General features: G+C 40.2%; 14 protein-coding genes. 7 read left to right on the top strand and 7 right to left on the bottom strand.

Going from position 1 to position 19,449, the window contains the following annotated elements; genetic code table 11:
• The first annotated feature begins 149 nt into the window (after window positions 1-149).
• Window positions 150-317, top strand: a complete 168-nt coding sequence (locus tag WG906_RS01560; protein ID WP_339990757.1) for a hypothetical protein — start codon at window positions 150-152, stop codon at window positions 315-317.
• Between the two features lie 255 nt (window positions 318-572).
• Window positions 573-1,259, top strand: coding sequence for a response regulator transcription factor (locus tag WG906_RS01555; protein WP_339990756.1), 687 nt, complete (start codon window positions 573-575; stop codon window positions 1,257-1,259).
• Window positions 1,260-1,314: 55 nt separating this feature from the next.
• On the opposite strand, the gene WG906_RS01550 is transcribed toward WG906_RS01555, so the two are convergent.
• The 3 genes from WG906_RS01550 to WG906_RS01540 form a co-directional block, all read right to left on the bottom strand.
• Window positions 1,315-3,660 (bottom strand): response regulator, encoded by a 2,346-nt coding sequence (locus WG906_RS01550; protein ID WP_339990755.1) that lies wholly within the window; start codon window positions 3,658-3,660, stop codon window positions 1,315-1,317.
• Between the two features lie 175 nt (window positions 3,661-3,835).
• Window positions 3,836-5,602, bottom strand: a complete 1,767-nt coding sequence (locus WG906_RS01545; protein ID WP_339990754.1) for a cytochrome-c peroxidase — start codon at window positions 5,600-5,602, stop codon at window positions 3,836-3,838.
• Between the two features lie 63 nt (window positions 5,603-5,665).
• Window positions 5,666-7,135 (bottom strand): PhoX family protein, encoded by a 1,470-nt coding sequence (locus tag WG906_RS01540; RefSeq protein ID WP_339990753.1) that lies wholly within the window; start codon window positions 7,133-7,135, stop codon window positions 5,666-5,668.
• A gap of 273 nt (window positions 7,136-7,408) precedes the next feature.
• On the opposite strand from WG906_RS01540, the gene WG906_RS01535 reads away from it, so the two are divergent.
• Together WG906_RS01535 and WG906_RS01530 are read left to right on the top strand one after the other, a co-directional pair.
• Window positions 7,409-10,267 carry a TonB-dependent receptor gene (locus WG906_RS01535; RefSeq protein ID WP_339990752.1) on the top strand — a complete coding sequence of 953 codons (2,859 nt, stop codon included), beginning with the start codon at window positions 7,409-7,411 and terminating at the stop codon, window positions 10,265-10,267.
• Window positions 10,268-10,350: 83 nt separating this feature from the next.
• Window positions 10,351-11,706, top strand: a complete 1,356-nt coding sequence (locus tag WG906_RS01530) for a hypothetical protein (RefSeq protein ID WP_339990751.1) — start codon at window positions 10,351-10,353, stop codon at window positions 11,704-11,706.
• A 208-nt stretch (window positions 11,707-11,914) separates the two neighbouring features.
• Here the strand turns inward: WG906_RS01530 and WG906_RS01525 are convergent, their stop codons facing one another.
• Window positions 11,915-13,090, bottom strand: coding sequence for a hypothetical protein (locus tag WG906_RS01525; RefSeq protein WP_339990750.1), 1,176 nt, complete (start codon window positions 13,088-13,090; stop codon window positions 11,915-11,917).
• Window positions 13,091-13,490: 400 nt separating this feature from the next.
• Between WG906_RS01525 and WG906_RS01520 the strand changes: the two genes are divergently transcribed.
• Window positions 13,491-14,486: a glycosyltransferase family protein gene (locus WG906_RS01520; RefSeq protein WP_339990749.1), complete on the top strand. Its 996-nt coding sequence runs from the start codon at window positions 13,491-13,493 to the stop codon at window positions 14,484-14,486.
• A gap of 2 nt (window positions 14,487-14,488) precedes the next feature.
• Here the strand turns inward: WG906_RS01520 and WG906_RS01515 are convergent, their stop codons facing one another.
• Complete coding sequence (locus tag WG906_RS01515) at window positions 14,489-15,334, bottom strand: UDP-2,3-diacylglucosamine diphosphatase (RefSeq protein ID WP_339990748.1); 846 nt, start codon at window positions 15,332-15,334, stop codon at window positions 14,489-14,491.
• A gap of 138 nt (window positions 15,335-15,472) precedes the next feature.
• Here WG906_RS01515 and WG906_RS01510 point away from each other — a divergent pair, with 138 nt between their 5' ends.
• Together WG906_RS01510 and WG906_RS01505 are read left to right on the top strand one after the other, a co-directional pair.
• Window positions 15,473-15,832, top strand: a complete 360-nt coding sequence (locus tag WG906_RS01510; protein ID WP_339990747.1) for a hypothetical protein — start codon at window positions 15,473-15,475, stop codon at window positions 15,830-15,832.
• A 232-nt stretch (window positions 15,833-16,064) separates the two neighbouring features.
• Window positions 16,065-16,514 (top strand): hypothetical protein, encoded by a 450-nt coding sequence (locus WG906_RS01505; RefSeq protein WP_339990746.1) that lies wholly within the window; start codon window positions 16,065-16,067, stop codon window positions 16,512-16,514.
• Window positions 16,515-16,742: 228 nt separating this feature from the next.
• Here WG906_RS01505 and WG906_RS01500 read toward each other — a convergent pair whose 3' ends face one another.
• Window positions 16,743-17,633, bottom strand: coding sequence for a glycerophosphodiester phosphodiesterase family protein (locus WG906_RS01500; RefSeq protein ID WP_339990745.1), 891 nt, complete (start codon window positions 17,631-17,633; stop codon window positions 16,743-16,745).
• 199 nt (window positions 17,634-17,832) lie between these two features.
• Window positions 17,833-19,389 (bottom strand): DUF5689 domain-containing protein, encoded by a 1,557-nt coding sequence (locus tag WG906_RS01495; RefSeq protein WP_339990744.1) that lies wholly within the window; start codon window positions 19,387-19,389, stop codon window positions 17,833-17,835.
• Between the last annotated feature and the right edge of the window lie 60 nt (window positions 19,390-19,449).

The raw sequence follows: 19,449 nt of genomic DNA, 5'->3' as shown, positions 1-19,449 counted from the left end.
GGTGCCGGTAAGCTGATCCTGGTTGGGATGAGTTTATAGATGTTCCCGATCTTTGTTTGTATAAGGATTGAAGCTCCGAATCGCTTCATCAGTCGCAAACTTAATAAATCGTTAAGATTTAATTTACACGGTATGGATATTTTTGGACTATGAAAATTATCTGCCCAGGCCACAAAGAATTGATCGATGTGCCAGATGAAAAGTTACTTGCGAGCCTTAAAAGTGACATGCACGGCTTAATATATACTTGTCCGGTATGTGGTGAAGAGGTTCTTATCACCAACATACAAAAGGAAATTATCATTGCCCGAGAGTAGGGGACATTATAAACTTAACACCGACCGTTGCAGGTAGTAAAATGTCCGGGCGGGCTCTTGTGTTACATTCGTGTTTTTTTTAAAGAATACGGGTAGCAGAAGTGCTACTTGGATTCCAAAAGTCAGATCTTTATTAGTGAACAGGCTTTAATTGGTTGTATCGTTTTTTGATACAGAAGCAGAACATAACAATTTCTTAATACAGCCTTAACTTACTTAGACGCCCGGACTTATACTTTAGTGTTAAAAAAAAGTATGAGTTCTGTGAAGAAAAAAATCCTCATAGTCGATGATGAACCGGATATAAGAGAGTTACTTGAATATTATCTTAACAAAGAAGGATACCTTGTTTCTAAAGCTACAAATGGACAAGAAGGGATTGCTGAGGCGTTGAAATCTAAGCCCGACTTAATTATAATGGATATAATGATGCCGAAAATGGATGGTATTGAGGCTTGTGAAGTTTTGAGAGGCATGAGTGAATTTAATAATACATTCCTTGTTTTTCTCACTGCAAGAAGCGAGGAGTATTCTGAGATTGCCGGTTTTAATGTTGGTGCCGATGATTATATTTCTAAACCAGTGAAGCCAAAAGCTCTTGTTACACGGATTAATGCCATCCTTAAACGGAATACTCAAGCCATTGAGCCCAGTGTTCTTAAACTCCAGATTCTGGATTTGATGATAGACCGGGAGACTTATCTTGTGTATAGAGGAGATGACAAAATAACTTTTGCTAAAAAGGAATTCGAACTTCTTTATTTGCTGGCATCAAGGCCTGGAAAAGTTTTCACCAGGGAAGTGATTTTGAGTTCAATCTGGGATAATACCGTCGTAGTAACCAATCGGACTATAGATGTTCATATTCGAAAAGTCAGGGAAAAACTGGGGGAGAAGTATATAAGCACGATTAAGGGTGTAGGCTATAAATTTGAAGTTTGATTACTTTAAGTCCCCCTGTAGGCCGGATCTTTAACGAAACGGCCATTCTTAAAAATTAAACATTTGCAAGTTCGGAGGCCTTCTTTAACGCTCTTAACAGATCGTCTATATTTATTGGCTTTGGTAGATAATCGTCCATTCCTGCATTGAAACATTTCTCTTTGTCTTCAGGAAGCGCATTCGCTGTTAGAGCAATAATAACAGGTTGGTTGTGGTATTTGCTTCGAATTATCTGAGTAGTTTCAAGTCCGTCAAGTTCGGGCATTTGCATGTCCATTAAAATAACGTCATAATTCCTTTCATCTAATTTTTTAAGGGCTTCTTTACCGTGATTCGCCAAATCAGGATTATAGCCGAGTTTGTTCAGGATTTTTAATATTAGTTTTTGATTGATTAGATTATCCTCAGTTATTAATATTTCCAAAGGATGACTTAATGCAAATATTTGAGAAAGTACATTATTTGATGGGATCTCTGAGGTCTCAGGCTCATTTATTCTTTTCAGGCCTGACTGAATTGCTTTAAGTAATTGTAATTGTTTAACGGGTTTGGTCAGGATAGCCGAAAAAAGGTCGGAATACTTTTTCCTGGTTTCATCACCGATTGAACTTAATAATATAACCGGAAGTGCGGGAGCGACTTTTTTTATCTCTCTGCTTAGATCCACACCACTCATTTTGGGCATTTGCATGTCTGTGATTACCAGATCAAAATTACTGTTATGGTTAAGCACAAATAAGGCCTCCTGCCCCGAAAGAGCGGTGAGAACCGCCAGACCCCAATTTTCTAATTGCCCCTTTAAGATAGTGAGATTAGTTTTGTTATCATCGATAATAAGTACTTGTTTACCCTCACAGCCGACAAGATTATGATTCACGTACGTTTTTAACGGTTGCGCCCCAGTTACACCCTTGATTGTAAAATTAAAGGAAGTGCCTTGTCCTTCTATGCTTTTCACAGAGATTTTACCCCCCATTAAATCCACAAGGCGCTCACTTATTACCAGACCCAAACCTGTGCCACCATATTTCCGGGTTGTGGAAGAATCTACCTGGGAAAATGCTTTAAACAGGCTCGATTGTTTGTCGGCAGCGATCCCTATTCCACTGTCTTTTACCAGGAATCCAATTGTTAGCAAATCTTCGGAATTTTGTTCTATCAATTTAACATCTATAAATATTTCCCCATTTTCAGTGAATTTCGTGGCATTAGCAATAAGGTTAATAAGGACCTGACGCAGCCTCATACCATCCGCTATAATTTGTGCAGGTATTTGAGGATCTATTTGATAAATCAGGTCCAGGCCTTTTTCGTAGGCTTTAACTGAAAATAAGTCCATTATGTCTTCAACACAACTTCTCAACTCGAAATTATGCGGGTCCAGTTCAAGACTTCCGGATTCGATTTTGGAGAAGTCAAGGATGTCATTTATAACTGTTAAGAGATTTTCGCCGCTCGTATGAATTACTTCTAAGTATTCCTGTTGCTCTCTGCTGAGTATAGATTCGGATAATAGCGCCGTCATTCCTAATACACCATTCATCGGTGTTCTGATTTCATGGCTCATAGTTGCAAGGAAAGCACTCTTAGCCTGATTCGCTTTATCTGCTTCCTCTCTGGCCTGTTGTTCCTGTTCTTTTTGAGTAATTAAAGCATTATTAATTTGAACAAGTTCAATTTGTTGAGCTTCCAGTTCTTCAGCCTGCAAATGAGTGGTTTCGTACAAAGCCTGAAGTTTGATGTTTGCCCGGTTTGTTCTCTCCTCAGCCAATTTCTGATGCCCAAACGTCCTTTTTATATAACGGAACAGTATATACACTAAGAATAGAATAACTGACAGGGCAATCCCCAGAAATACCAAAGTATTCCGGGCGTTATCTTTACTGTCAACCCTTCTTTGCCCCAATACTTTTGCTTCCACCAGTTTAAGACTATCAATACTGTTTTCAACTTCGGCCATCGTACTATCAGCATTGATTTCCTTTTTTGCTTCTTCCAGACCGCCGCGGTTATAGGCCCAAAGAATCTTACTTAGTGCAAAAAGTTTTTGAGAAGCGTGGATTCTTACTGAATTTGCACGTTGCGATTGTCTTCCATCATCTACAACCAGCGAGCTAAGCCTGTCTATAGAAGGCATTATTTTACTGAGGGACTCATTGTACAGATCCAGATACCTGGTATTACCTGTGGTTATATATGCCCTGCAGCTACTTTCTGCCTGACTGATATTAACCAGTACAACATTTGAGAATTTGATAACTTCCTGTGCCTGATCTACAGATATATTATCTTTTTCCATTTCGGTTATCCGGATATAGGAAATAATTCCCACCGAAAAGACAAAGGCTAAGGTTATCGCAAAACCTGCAAATACCTGTTCCTGGAAAGTTAACTTTTTCATAAATTATAGAAAAATGATAATGGATCGATTCGTGTTTGATGAACCCCTTAAGACAATTGTTTGATGGATTTAGATCAAGTTTACGAAGACCTTTCTACCCGCGTGGTACAACCGCTATTATGTTATTGTTAAATTTTTTAACCCACCTAAAAGCAGCCGGATTTTCATTGCAGTTTTAATTGTCAGTCAATGTATTTAAAAACGCAATTATGGCTTTTTGTTCTTGATTGGAGAGCTGCAGTTCATCGGTGGATAAAGTCTGGTTCCCGAGGTTGATTTTCAAGCCAGCGCCACCACCCTGATTATAAAAATCAATTACTTCTTCGAGTGTTTTAAAATTGCCATTGTGCATATAAGGAGCAGTTTTCGTTACATTCCGAAGTGTTGGTGTCTTAAAAGAGAATTTCAATTCTTCGATTTTATTGTGAATAAATCTCCCCGAATCAGGATCTATGCTTTTACCTTTAGGATACAAGGGAACGCCCAGAACTTCCGCCTCTGTATTACTGAACGCCGGAGGAGCTGTTCCATTAAATAAAGGCATGAAATGGCAGGTGCCACATTTTCCTTTGCCCATAAAGAGGTTAAATCCTTTTATTTCTTCCTTATTCATTTGTCCTTTTTCTCCGCGCATATATTTATCAAAGCGCGAATTAAAAGGGCTTAATGACCTTATATAGGTTGCCAGAGCAATCATTACAAATCTTGGCTTTATCTCTTTTTCCATCGCAGGAAAAGCTGCTTTAAATTTTCTAAGATAATCAGGTAATGCATTCATTCGCGCCGCGGCTTCTTCAACAGAAGCATGCATTTCGTCTTTGTTGGATAATACATCCATAGCCTGGTTCTCCAGTGAAGGGGCCCGCATGTCGTAAAATTGAGCCTGTTGCAAACCCGCATACATTAGGGTAGGAGCATTTCGCTTAACAAATGTACCTGGAATTAAAGCTTCACTCCTGGCAAGTCCGTCAGTGAATGCCAGCTCTGGTTTATGGCAGCTTTGGCAAGTGCGGGTAGTTCCCGACAGAACCGGGTCGGAAAATAACTGCTTACCCAGGGCCACCTTGATTTGATTATAGGCAGATTCATTATTATCAGCAAAAAAATCCGGATTAAAGGCATTAGCATCAAATAGAGTTTCGGTGTTATTGTAAATCGCCAGTTCAGTTTTAAGCGGCTCAATCTTTAGTTCCCTTTCCCATTTTTTCATTTCCCTGGTGATAGGGTTAGAATAACTCGAAATGAACTCCATTCTGTCGAAGGTGTCGAAATCGGGATGGCTGTCTATATACTTACCTGCAGATGCGATTAATTCTTCAATCTTCTGATTGTTTCCAAATACTTTCATAACAGTTAAAAGGGCATCTAATGAAGTCTTTGCTTCACTTAGCCCCGTTTTAGTTAAGGGAGTATCAAAACCCGATATGCCTAAAGAATTTATTCGAAAAATCTGAAGCTTACAGGCATCAAGTATGTGTGTATCTGTAAACTCTGTTGCTTCCAAAATGCTATGAGCAAAACGAACTTTTGCAAGAAAGGCAGTTGTTTCACGCACTAATTCTTTTCTCTCAGTTTCTTTAAAAGGGAACAGATGTTCTTCAATTACCTGCAATCCGCCCGGTGCAAACACTTTGGTTTCTTCAATCTCTATTTCGGGTAAGGGAGGTCCGTTAAGGAGTCTGCTGGCTCCGGGAGCATAGTATTCTGTAAACCATTCAAGCTTTTTATAGGCTTGCCTTGTTTCTATAAATGCCTTTTGAAGTTCAGTCTCGCTTCCTTTAAGGGCAAGAGGCAGAAGTTTATCTTCTGTAATTGATTCAAGGTCTGAAAAATCCTTTTCAAGTATATCTCTAACCTTTTCTATGGGCGACTCATTTTTAACTGAACAATAGGTGAGTATTCCTAATAATAGTAAAAAGGCAGGTATCCTGAATTTAATCATAGTATTTGAAGTAAAAAAGCCCTCCACAAATTGTGGAAGGGCCTGGAAAGGAGGGAAGCAAAATTATTTATCTACTCCGGATAGGATTAGGGTTTGTCCACCTTCTTTATTAGTGGTTAGACCGCTACCATCTGCGTTTGCAAATTTATTGTCGGTCCAGGTATGTGGATGAAGATTTACTACAAAGGTGTTTGGCTTACCGATAAGGTCGGAAATATCATACATAGCACCAAACTCCCATGAACTTAGATTCGTTGAATTAGCGGGATTGTATTTTGCATTGAAGGTTGCATCAGACCTGCGATGATCCATTTCAAGCATTGGTTTCATAGCTTTGCTTGCGATGTTATATTGCCAGATTCTGCCATCATGCTTGGTTTCCTTGTAGAAAGAATCACCGTCTTCCTGAATATATAGGAAGTTTTTGGTTACGCAGATATTGTCTGGATTCACGATATGATTTCCCGGATCAACAGCTCCATCCATCAGAGGAGTTAGTTTACCTTTTAGGATGTTATTCGCATCCAATTCTAACTTGTAAACTCTGCCCCACATGGTTTTCCCGCCTACAGGTGTTATTTTGTCAGACTGGCTTACCCCTGTAGAAACAAAATATATTGTTCTGTTAGCTTCTACGCTTCCTTTTCCATAATCCAAATCTTCAACGCGTGCTAACTGGAGCGCTCCTTTAGTAACAGTCTGAGCCGCTAGTTGGACACCCGTACTAGTACTTACATTGTCGTATTCAACAAATTCGACATCATAAGAGCTGTTAACGGCCATGTCAGTTTCTACAGAATTCAAATTGGTACGGCGCATCATGTATAGTTTTCCATTCACAAGATCACCCACAGTATTGGATAAATAAAGATTTATCTGTCCGTTACTGTCATCCTCTCCAACGAAAATTGCTGTTTTGCCAGGATAAACATTTTTAGGAAGCGGAACAGCATTTTCAGCAATACATTTTCCTAATGCAGGAATTGTCCTGTTAGTAGTTTTCAGGTTTGTTGAGCCAAAGGGATCGATCTGGTGAATCATCGATTCAGAGCCTGATTCACCTGCGGTCAGAAATAGCGGACCGAACCCATGTTCCTCTGGTGTTACCATAGTTGCTGAGCAGAGACGCATGCCACCACCTTTTGCATCAACAATGTATTCTCCCTTCAGAGGCTTAAAGTTTTTATCCAGATATACACGTGATACCGAGAAAAGGATCTCATGATTATTAATCATTACATATCCATCACTATTGGGATCTTTTAATATCCCCGCCCCATCAGGTTGGGCGCCGTAAATGAAATCCGGACTTCCGTCGAGTTTGTCATCACTGCTGATCAGCGGATAAATCTGAAGTCCTTCAAATCCTGTTAAAGCTTTGACAAGTGAAGGAGTTACAGAGTGATTTTTAAGCGTAACGATTTCCTGCTTGCTACCATTGTTCTTGTCCTTTTGGCAGGCAACGAAAATTGATGCCGCTGTAATTGCCGATAAGGATAGGACCCCTAACTTACTTTGTACAAAATATTTCATAGTCTAATTTAGTTTGTGCCAAAGCTATCGTACTACTATAATCAGAAGGTTATCTTTGCTTTAAATTTAGATGAACATCCGGGAGCTGTTGTTAGCATTCGTTTAATGAGTCATCTAGAGATTAAAGCCGGGCAATCAATTACCCTTTAAAAGCCCTGTATTCCAGCGGATATTAACATGAAATTAACATTTAAGTTACCAATGTTTAATCACGGGGTAACGTCGGGGTAATATTGGGGTAATACTTTTGCAATGAATCAAAAACATTGTAAAGTGAAACACAATCTCATTATCAGAATTTTAACTGTTCTATTCTTTATTGGAGTATTAATACCAGATACTTTCGCGCAAGGTGCCGGGAAAATTGTTGGTAAGCTTACCGACAAGAAAACCGGGGAAACGCTTATCGGTGTTTCTGTAAAGGTTTCAGGAACTACAAAAGGTACTACGAGCGATGTAGAAGGTCGTTACAGCCTGGGCGGATTAGCGACAGGTGATTATACTTTAGAGTTTTCGTATGTGGGGTATCCCACTAAAAAGATATCTGATATCAGTGTTACTGCCGGAAAAGTTACCACACTCGATGTGGTTATGGAAGAATCTGGTACTCAATTACAGCAGGTGGTAATTACGGCTACAGCTAAGCAGGAGTCAGTTAGCGGATTATATGTACAGCAGAAAAATGCAATTAGTATGTCTAGCGGAATCTCTGCGGATGTCATCCGTCGTTCGCCTGATAAAAATACTGGTGAGGTATTGAAAAGAGTGAGTGGTGCCAGTGTGCAGGATAATAAATTCATCATTGTAAGGGGACTGAGCGACAGATATAACAATGCGATGATAAACAATTCGCCATTGCCAAGCTCTGAAGCAGACAGGAAAACCTTTTCATTTGACGTTATCCCTTCGGCGCTTATCGACAATGTTATTATAAGCAAGACCGCCACACCTGATCTTCCTGGTGATTTTGCAGGAGGTGCGGTTCAGATAAAGACTAAAGACTTTCCCGACCTAAAGAACCTGCAAATTAGCTATAGCGCTGGTTACAATAGCATCTCAACATTTAAGCCATTCTATGGCAATTCACGAAATGTATTAGACTTCTCAGGCTTCGGCGCATCTTCAAGAGCCATGCCTTCGTCTTTTCCTGCATCGCGCCAGCGGTATGTCAACCAGCCCATCGATCGACGAATTGCTTTAACCAAACAGTTTGATAATTCATGGGGAATAAACAATCTCGGAACCACAATGCCTACCCAAAGCATTCAACTGATATATGGTAATTCCTTCCATTTTAAAAATGACAGTAAGCTGGGGTTGATTCTTTCGACCAATTATAGAAATGCTGCAACAATTTCGCAGGAAGAGCGGAATGATTATAATGAAGCCGGTGCTACCGGTCGCGGTATTCCCTTGTTTGAATATAACGACAACTATTATAATTTCAGCTCTACGCTGGGCGTGTTGGCTAATATCTCATACATCAAAGGAAACCACAAGTTTGCCTTGAAAAACGTGTTCAACCAAAGCTTTGAGGATAATTACCTTCAACGCTCCGGAACATTCGATATACAGTCGCTACAAAATGTCTCACAACAAGAGGTAACTGACAAATCACTTATAAACTCCGTTCTTGAAGGCGAGCATCTTTTGTCGCAAAAGAATAAATCACGTTTGAATTGGAACACTTCGTTTAGCAGAATTACAAACGACCAACCCGATTTGCGTCGACTTGCCTATGTGAAAAAAGTTACCGATAACGCTGACGTCCCTTATCAGGCACAGGTGCCGTCGGTTGCCACGCCGTCTACTGCAGGCCGCTTTTTTAGCGAGTTAGGTGAAAATGTCTTTGGAGCTTCGGTAAATTATACGCTGCCGGTCGAAATTAAAGGGCAAAGCCAAACTATTAAGGCTGGATTATTGAAGCAGTATAAACAGCGTAACGTTTCGGCCCGGGTTCTTGGTTATGTGATAAATACCGACGACTTCACTGCTTCAGAAGCTTTGTTAAGTCTTCCTCAGGGCCAACTTTTTAGCCCTGCTAATATAGCTCAGGATAAGTTTTACCTGGATGATATCACCAATCCCGCCAATACGTATGATGGCTCAGGCGATTTAAATGCAGGCTATTTAATGATGACAAATCAGCTGTTTAATAAGCTGAAAGCGACCTGGGGTCTGCGTGTTGAAAACTACATTGAAACACTTGATACCCGCGATAATTCAGGTGCAGTGAACATCAACAACAACTATCTTGATTTACTTCCCTCAATTAATTTGTCCTACGGGCTTAACGATGCATCTAATCTGCGGGCAAGCTTCGGAAGAACCGTTGCCCGTGCCCAGTTCAGGGAACTAGCTCCGTTCAGTTTTTACGACTTCGTTACAGGTACTGTGAAAATAGGAAACACCGAACTTCAGAGAACCACTATCGACAATATCGACCTTCGGTATGAGCTTTATCCTTCCACAGGACAACTGATTTCATTTTCGGTGTTTTACAAGCATTTGATAAAGCCTATAGAAACCAACATCCTATCGGGATCGACTGCTGCAAGTAAATCAATATCGTATATAAATGCACCTGAGGCTGACGTTTTCGGGGCGGAGGTAGAATTGAGACATAACCTTGGGTTTATTAATTCTGGTTCAAGTTTTTTTAAGAACCTTGTTTTTACGGCCAATGCTGCTGCAATAAAATCGCAGGTAAACTTTGGTAATGCAGTAACCATATTAAATAAAAGACCGCTACAGGGTCAATCGCCTTATCTTATTAATACTGGTCTTCAATATTCGGAACCTAAGAGCGGTTTACAGGCCAATGTACTTTACAACAGAATTGGAAGACGGATAGCGATTGTTGGCTTTGGTCAGTACAGCGGCGACACGTTCCAGGCCGATTATCCGGACATTTATGAGGCACCCCGCGATTTGATTGACTTTCAGCTGTCAAAATCAATAATTAAAAGCAAAGGAGAATTGAAACTAAGTATCAGTAACCTTCTTGATAGCGATGCAAATTTTTACCAGGATATTAATACCAACAAGACTTACGATTCTGGTTCAGATCAGTTGATTAACTCGGTTCAGTTTGGAAGAACAATATCCCTGGGGTTTGGATATAAATTCTAAGAATTAATCATAAGGTAACATAGGGTTAAATCCGTGATAACACAACAAACTTATTTTTGAAACATCTTATAAAAGAGAAAATTATGAATATTAAAAGAATTAAATTTTTTACAGTTATGCTGTTTGCAGTGCTAACTGTGTTCAGTGCTTGTAAAAATAATGATCCCGTTGATGACGAGATTATAGTGAAAGAACAGGAAATTATAGAAGGTAATATAACTTCTACTAAGACCCTCAGTGCGAATAAAATATATCTATTAAGAGGATATGTTAGAGTAACGGGCGGTGGAAAACTTGTTATTCCTGCAGGTACAGTAATTAAAGGTGAAAAGGCCTCTAAAGCCGCACTTTTTATCGAAAAGGATGGCGACATTGAAGCAAATGGTACAGCATCTAACCCGATTGTTTTCACGTCTGACCAAGAGGCTGGTATGAGAAAAGAAGGTGACTGGGCAGGAATCGTTATCTCCGGAAATTCTACGGTAAATACTGCTGACGGAACTGCTAAATACGAAGGAGGAATTTTAGGAGCGGGTGTTGCCGAATATGGTGGAACCAATCCGGCTGATAATTCAGGAAGCTTTACCTACGTTCGTATCGAATTTGCCGGTTATCCTGTGGAGGCTGACAAAGAATTGAATGGCCTAACTCTTTGCGGTGTAGGTAGCGGAACAACAATTCACCACGTTCAGGTATCATACGGTGGCGATGATGGTTTCGAGTTTTTTGGCGGAACCGTTAATGCAACCCACCTAATCGTTTACAGAACTGTTGATGACGATTTCGATTTCGATCACGGTTATACCGGAAAAATCCAGTACGGTATTTCTATAAAGGATCCTAATCTGGCTGATAAAAGCGTTTCTAGAGCTATCGAGCTTGAGAATAAAGGTGCCGTTACAGGTGGTAAACATACAAAACCTATTATGTCTAACTTTACTTTTATAGGTCCTGGAGCAAGCTCAAACGCTAACCACGGCGCGGGTATTCATTACGGACTTAACAGCAGATTAGTTTTAGCAAATTCAATTATCGTTAACGCTAAAGGAAATGCTGTGGAATTTACAGAGTTTCCGGCTGCTGAGGCACTTGCAGGCAGAGCAGGGTTCTCTAACAACATTGTGTTTGGTAATACAGCTAATTATGGTTTGTCAGGAACTGTAACTTCGTTCGCAGATGTAGCTGCTTTGACCGCCTTTGCAGGCACAAAAGGAAACACAACTATTGCCAATGCAGAGGCAGCCGGATTTAACAGTATCGATCTGGCTTCGCCTAACCTTACTTTAAAATCAACCTCACCTGCAATCGGAAAGGCATCATTTGCTGGTACTGATCTTTCTGCAGGCTTTACTGTTGAAACGTTTGCTGGTGCAATGGGTACAACTAACTGGACTACTGGTTGGGCTAATTGGAGCCCCAAGACTACAGAATATAAATAGTCTAATATTATAATTTAGTTAACCCTGCCTTGAAAAAGGCGGGGTTTTTTATTGGTAGTCATTTAATTATAATTGCATTTTGAATAATACATGGCCTTTAGATTTGAAGTAATAGAAAACCATGAAAAAATATCTACCAAAAAAAATTCTGGCCTAAAGCAGTTGACACAAAAGTTAACTTATTCTAGGGCGTTTAATAACTATAAATTTACTTGAAGTGTAATTGAGGCTCATAAGCATACACAACTTCATAACGCGCATTGCGAAATTTATTCGAAACTTCTCCAATTCTCAAGTCCTGTAGTTGAGGTGTAGGATCGCATACCGAATATTTCTTGCCGTTATAAATTATCGGCTTACCGGTAGGTTTATCGAATTGCACCGCCATCGTAATATGTGTAGGGTACAATAGGGCTATCATCGGTAAATTGTAGATTTCTTTTACCAAATAGAAGAAGAGAGCCGCTCTGTCATCACAATCGCTGTATTCTGAAAATAAGGTCTGCTCTGGTGTCATGCGCTTTTCTTTGCCAAAGTTCCGTTCATCGTCTTCATACAAAAATGCATTTCGGGTAAAGCGCATCAGGTAATCCACGCCTTTCTTCTGACTCATACCAGAAAGGGTCGCCTTAAGAGTAGGAATCAGAGAGCTGTGTGTTTCCCGGCTGAGCGGAATATTAAAATAGGACTTAAAGTCAACTACCGGATAGTTAGCGAAGATAGATTGAACCTCCGGGTTTAACTTCACATCAAAGTGGTAAACCCTTTGGTGATACCTGAACTGAAGATTTTTTACGGCATAATTCTCCGCTCTGAAATCGGGCATTTGGGTTACTCTGTACGAAAAAGCTTGTTTGCTCTCAGCGATTGGCAAGTCGACCGGAAAAATCTTATTATTTTTTAAATCAATTCCGGGATAATCATGAATATTTAAGCAAACGAACTGATTGCCATCACTCAGATAAAAGGGGATGTCGGAGATATCATCGTCACTTCTGACATAAAAAAGTAACTTATCTCTCTCCAGTGCCAGCCGGGCATCATAGCCACTTTTGCAAAGCAGAAACCATTTGTAAAGCGTATACCTGTAATAGTTTTCTGCCTTTGGTGCTATTTGCTGAGCAGTTTTACGAATTAGCTGATAATACAGCCAGTCATTAAGCTGGTGTTTTTTTCTGTAAGTATTTAAAGCTTCAATAACCGGTTGATATTTTCCCCTGGTAATGTTTTTATAAAAAGAATGAATTAATGAGTCACTTACCGACGTTGGGAATTTAATGTTTGCTGAGTTGTCAAGTTCGAAATTGAACGTATTGCCGTAAAATTCAAGGCTATAGTTCTGTGCTCTGCTTTCCGTTACGGTTAAAACGAGCAGTACTAGCATTAACTTAAATAGCTTACCCCAAAATTTAGAGCCCTGGGAATTCATTCAGATACTTAACGATTAGTTTACATGATGATAATATTAAATTTACGAAAAGAGTTTGGATATGTTGTATGATAATTGTCTCACAGCTATATTATTTTGTTTCAGTTCTGATAAAATTAATTTACTTAAAGGTAATATTGGAGAAACAATCTGTTTATGTGGAATGTGCACCTTTAGGAACAGTGTTTGACAATTCAATTTCCCCGGTAGCTGAGAAGCCCGGGGGAATTATTTAATTTACGGAACCATCATGAACATATCCCACTCAAACTTAAATACATCTTCATGATAGCTATCTTTTAATAACACAAAATAACAAGCGCTTACAAGCTGATCAGACGCTAAATTATATATAATGAAGATCCTCTACGCAATTCAGGGAACAGGTAATGGCCATCTAAGCCGCGCCATGGATATCATTCCTTGTCTCCAAAAACATGGAGAAGTCGATATATTGGTAAGCGGTATTCAGGGAGATCTCAATCTGCCGTTTCCCATCACTTATCAATACAGAGGACTGAGTTTTATTTTCGGTAAAACCGGAGGTGTTAATCTCTGGAAGACCTTTGCCCGGACGAATCTCAGGAGATTTTTTAAAAACCTGAATGACCTGCCTCTGGAGGGATACAACCTGATCTTAAATGATTTTGAGCCTGTGTCTGCCTGGGCATGTTACTTCAAAAGGAAAGCCTGCGTGGGCTTAAGTCATCAGGCAGCGGTTTTGACCGAAGGTTATGCTTTACCCGAGAGCGTGGATCGAATGGGCAGATTCATTCTTGACCACTATGCCCCCGTGAATCATAAATATGGGTTTCATTTTTCTGCAGATGGCGATAATGTATTCACACCGGTTATCCGCCAGCAGGTTAGGGAACATATTGTATCAGACGAGGGTCACTATACAGTTTATCTGCCATCGTATGATGATAAAAGACTAATTAAACAACTGTCGGAATATAAAGAAATCACCTGGCAGATTTTTTCTAAACACAACAAAAAGAAGTACGAGTCGAAAAATATAACCATCTTTCCGATTGATAATAAAGGCTTTACAGCCAGCATGGCTTCATCAAGCGGAGTTCTGTGCGGCGCCGGTTTTGAGACTCCTGCCGAGGCTTTGTTTTTAGGAAAGAAGCTTCTCGTTATACCTATGAAGAATCAGTATGAGCAGCATTTAAATGCTGCCGCCTTAAAATCTATGGATGTCTCGGTAGTTAAGAACCTTAAACCGAAAAATGAAGCGGAGATTAGAGAGTGGCTTGATAGGGGCAGGGTGATTCCGGTGAATTATCCCAACCAAACCCAGGAGATTATCGATAGCATTGTAGCAAAGCATGCTATTTTATTTTAGTATCAGTCGTTACTCTTAATGCTTTCCAGCAGGATTTTAATATTTAGCATATCATTCAGGTCCTGGGTGTCGCTAATATCCGAAAGATCTGCTTCTATGGCATCAAATTTTGGTTCATGCCTGTATATCGTCCATTCGCCGTTGTGGTATTCAAGTGATGTCAGGTTCTCTACCCAATCGCCCGAATTGAGATACAATACCGAACCCTTTTCTGTTTCGATCCGGCGTATCTCGGGCTGATGAATATGTCCGCATATTACAAAGCTGTATCCTTTCTCTATAGCAAGTTCAGCAGCTATGTTTTCGAAATCATTGATGAATTTTACTGCGTCTTTAAAATGGGCCTTTATCCGTTTTGAAAAACTCATTTTTTCGCGCCCTAATAAAGACAGGCACCGATTAACAAAACTGTTAATCAAAATCAGGCTGTCATATCCAATGGCTCCGAGTTTTGCCAGCCATTTAGAATTTTGCATAGTTACATCGAAAACGTCTCCATGAAACAGCCATGCTTTTTCTCCATCTAAATTTAAAACCAGCTTGTTTACCAATTTAAAGCTTCCAACTTCCAGATCCGCAAACTTTCTGAGCATTTCATCATGGTTTCCGGTAAGGTAATAAACGGGTATATCCTCGGTAACAAACTTCATTATTCGCCTGACTACTTTCATATGGCTTTCGGGCCAGTAGGATTTGCTGAACTGCCAGATATCTATTATATCACCGTTTAATACGATTGCTTTTGGATTTATACTCTTCAGATAAGAAAGTAATTCTTTGGCGTGGCAGCCATAAGTTCCCAGATGAACATCAGATATGATTACCAGGTCAACATCTCGTTTAGACATATACTAAAGTACATCACCAGTAGTTAAGCTAATGTTAAAATAATATGATGTTATTTATCTAATATGCTGAAAATGAGCATTAAATTTAATATTAAATTAACATTTGATTTAGTAATTTAGAATTCTAAATCTCTCGGTATGCCGGTTCAAATCACGAAAAATACCTCTTTTTTTTACACCTGTAAAGAGAATTACTTCCTTGGAATATTACCGGCAGACCCGCAGTCGACAGAAAAAGAGGGTTACCAGACCCTGGTCGGATTAGCAAAAACTTATTTTTCTGCTGGTTTATACGAGCCGATCGTTCAATATCTGACAGAAGGCAGATATTTCATGAAACTTTGGTCGGCATATTTGACTCTTGAGTATGGTAATCCTGATGATGATTTAAGAGCATCTTGTATGGCGATTATCCAAAATACAGTTCAGCAGCTTCCGCATGAGCTTCCTGTGGAACAGGAAGAATTTTTCACTAATTATCTCAATAATAAAGTCTGATTAAAATCACTAAAACATCCCTCTTAAAAAGTGTGTTTTATTTACCGGAAGATATGAAGCTATTATTCATATCTCTCACCAAAAGCAATGGACTTAGCGAAGCGTTCTCTTCGGTACGATTAATTCAATAAAAACAGGGAAAATATGGCCGCCTGTTTTTTGGGCAGGTTAATGATAGCCGGTCCGAACGAAGCCGGGCGGAATTCATAGCCTAAAAAAACAATATATTCAAATGAAAAAAGGAAATTTAAAAACCGCGGCAAAAGCCAGGAAAGCTATTCGCGCATCTATTGAAGAGAATCTGTCGGAAGGCTTAAAAGGACTTGTAGTTAGCTTAGGTTACGACCCCGGGAAAGCAAAACTTCATATAGCAAAAGCTTCCCGGAAAATTGCAAAACAGCTTGCAGAAAAAGTAAAAATAAATGAGCTGAAGACCACAGCAGAAAATGCCCTATCAACTGCTCAGGGCGATGTAAGATGGGATGGAGAGGCCTCTTCTGCTGATGTCACCCCGAAAGTTTTTGACTCAAGCCTTTTGCAGAGCCAGAGAAAAGGAAAAAAGGCTGTTAAAGCTAATTCCAAAGATATAAAATCAGACCACGTTGACTTAGCTGAGCAAGATGCCAGGGAGAAAGCCGCCAGCGAGGAACAGGATTCAGAAATTCAGATAGGGACTTCTTGAACGTGATAAGGCTTTTGTTAGTCGGCTTGTTATTTTATTAATGTTATCTTACCTGAATGACAGAGGTTTTTCAGGAAGAACTCTGCGGCCCCTGATAAAAAACCGCCAGACTCATCAAAAAAACAATGAACGCGGATTATAAATAGGGGTAAAAAATGGATTTGCAAACATCACAAAATAGAATTTGCCATAAATCCGCGTTCCAAAAATTAACTTTTAGAGATGTCATTAAAAAAGGTTGGGATAATCCGTAATAATTCCATCCACACCCAATAACTTCAATCGTGTAATCTCATTTTTCTCGTTAACCGTCCAGGGGATTATTTTCATCCCCTTATAGTGACAGTCTTTGATCAGCTCGGCCGTTACCAGTTTCAGATTGGGGCTATAAATGGTTGGCAAAAAACTCAATAGTTTTAAGTTTTCTTCCAAAGAATTGTTTGATACCAGGAAAGCCGTTTTTATTTCGGGATATTGAGTATGGAGAACCTCTAAAGTTCTTGGGTCGAAAGATTGAACAATTACCCATGGGCTAATATTTTTCTTTTTTTCGATTACATTCATTAATAATTTCACAAATATTTCCGGTTCGGGATGAAAAATATTGTCTCCCTTTATACTTGATTTGGTTTCGATATTATAAAATACCTGTGGTTTACCCGTAGCTTTTAAATAATTCTGTACCGAAACAATTAAATCTTCTAATAAGGGAATTTGAGCTTGCTGTTTTACTTGCTGAGGAAATGCAGAATAATATTTAGAACCAACATCAAATCTATCCAGGTCTGTATAATTCATTTGATAAATTACCGACTTTTTGGCCTCTTCTTTAGTCAGCTCCTTACCATTATTTAGGGTGAAAAGAGGGTTAATCTGGTCATCGTGCATTAAAACAACCTTTCTATCACTTGTTATATGTGCATCCATCTCTAAGGTAGTAACGCCCAGGTCAATGGCTTTCAACATGGCAGGAATCGTGTTTTCGGGATTCAATCCACGCCCACCACGATGCGCCTCACGATCAAAAGACGGAAGCGGCTGAATCTGCAAAGGCTGTCGGGTCTTACAGCCTCCTGTTGAGAGAAGGACTGCCAAAACAATATATAGTGTTTTTTTCATAGCACAGTAATTCGGTTACTTTTGTTACTCATCGATGGTGCGCCCGTACTTTTCGCCGAATAAGTTAGTTGCGACCACCTTGTTTCGATTTCAATGACTGATAAAAAAGCGCCTCGTTGCCTTCGGATCGGCAATAAAGAGGTATTGAAAAACGGAAGCTCAATTGAGCTTCCGTTTAGATGATGAGGTCTGATTAAGGCTACTTAATTTCGGTAGTTATATCAGCTACGTTTTCTATCTCAGCTACTGTTGAGGCAGGTGTCATCAGGATACCTTTTTGTGATCTGACTTTAGTCCATTTCCCAAGGCCGGTATCGTAAGCACCGCCAAAGGCCTGAAAAAATCCCGCATCTCCGGGTGTTAGATAAGGAAAACCGGTAAGATTGGTTCCCGCACGATAAAATTCCTGGGGAGCTCCTGTACTCGGATCAAACCTGTCGTAAAGATCGGTGGTTGTAATACGATAGCCACCTGCGGGCGGACCCGCACTATAGATAGTACCACCTGTTCCAATAAAGATCACATCTATGGGCACGGAGTTTATATCCACCACGATGCCTTTAAACACCGCTACACCAGAGGCGTTGCCGCTATTGGCAAGCAAATTACCGGTTTTGGTACCACCTGCCGGGCTAGAACCGTTCAGAAGATCACTGGCAAGGCTATTGTAGTCATATGACCGGATCCACTTAGACGTCGATATATCTGTAGAACCGGGGCCGTTGATCCGTTTAAGGGTACCTCCGACGTAAAAATAGTCGCCTTTAACTACTGTACCGGAAGTCATATTTATCTTGTAGGTTCTTGCACCGCCTGTACCCCATCCGTAAGGCGGAGTCCCTGGAGTTCCCGCATTGTTAGTAGTTACCACAGAGTAACTTTCGGTTGCGAAATTAACATCCCGCAAGGCTCTGAACTGTATATATTCATAATTAGCATCCGAACCTTTAGGGTCAGCACAAATACCTGTGATAACGAATGGTGGCTGTTCTGGTGGTGTAAGTACCTTTGCGTCTGCCGTATTGCGCATCCTTAAGTGTGGAGTAAGTTTGCCGTAATCATCGGCCGTCAATACTATTACACCGGTGTAGTTGGCGTAAACGTTTGGCTTATCATTCGCAAAAGTTGCACCAGCATCTGTCCTGAGGATGAGATCGCCGAACGCATCGTTTATCAGTTTATCTCCTGAGTAGGTTCCGGCAGGGCCTAACGGCGGATTAAAGGTAGCTTTTGCTACGGTAACCTGTGTATTTTCGTAGCGTTTCGGGTCAGTCAGAATTGCGGCTGTGGTCGCCATAGTTGTCTGGATCGTATTTCCTGACGACACTTTTATGATGTCTGATTCCGGAACATCCAGCACCTGGAGCATTCCGTTACGCAGGGCCAGTGTTTTTCCTTCAAGTTTCACGCGTACCAGATCGCCCGATTTATAATTTGCTGCAGCAGAACCAACAGCGATTGCAATGCCTCTGATCGAGTCTCCTGAAGATGCCTTGCGGGAATTTTGAACTATCAGGTAACCTGCAAGCATATTTTTAGAGGTGTGATCGGAAACAACAACTCCTTCTACCGAATTTGCGCCTGCCATATTCTCGGTAGTAAGCACTACGTCAGCGTCCTTATAGATCTTACGCAGATCGAAAGTAAAAATATAAGGGCTGGCCATGCCGCCCTCGTATGTATTTTTATCATCACATCCCAACCAGGCTACAGCGAAGGAGATGAGAAGAAAATAATTAATTAATATCTTTTTCATTGTATATAATTATTCGTTACTATTTATTTTTTTAATGGCGACTCATGCTTGCTTCGCAGG

Origin of the sequence: Pedobacter superstes (assembly GCF_037622515.1) — a bacterium.
GTDB lineage: Bacteria > Bacteroidota > Bacteroidia > Sphingobacteriales > Sphingobacteriaceae > Paradesertivirga > Paradesertivirga superstes.
Note: the sequence above shows the minus strand (reverse complement) of the source record. Positions and strands in the feature narration are given on the sequence as shown.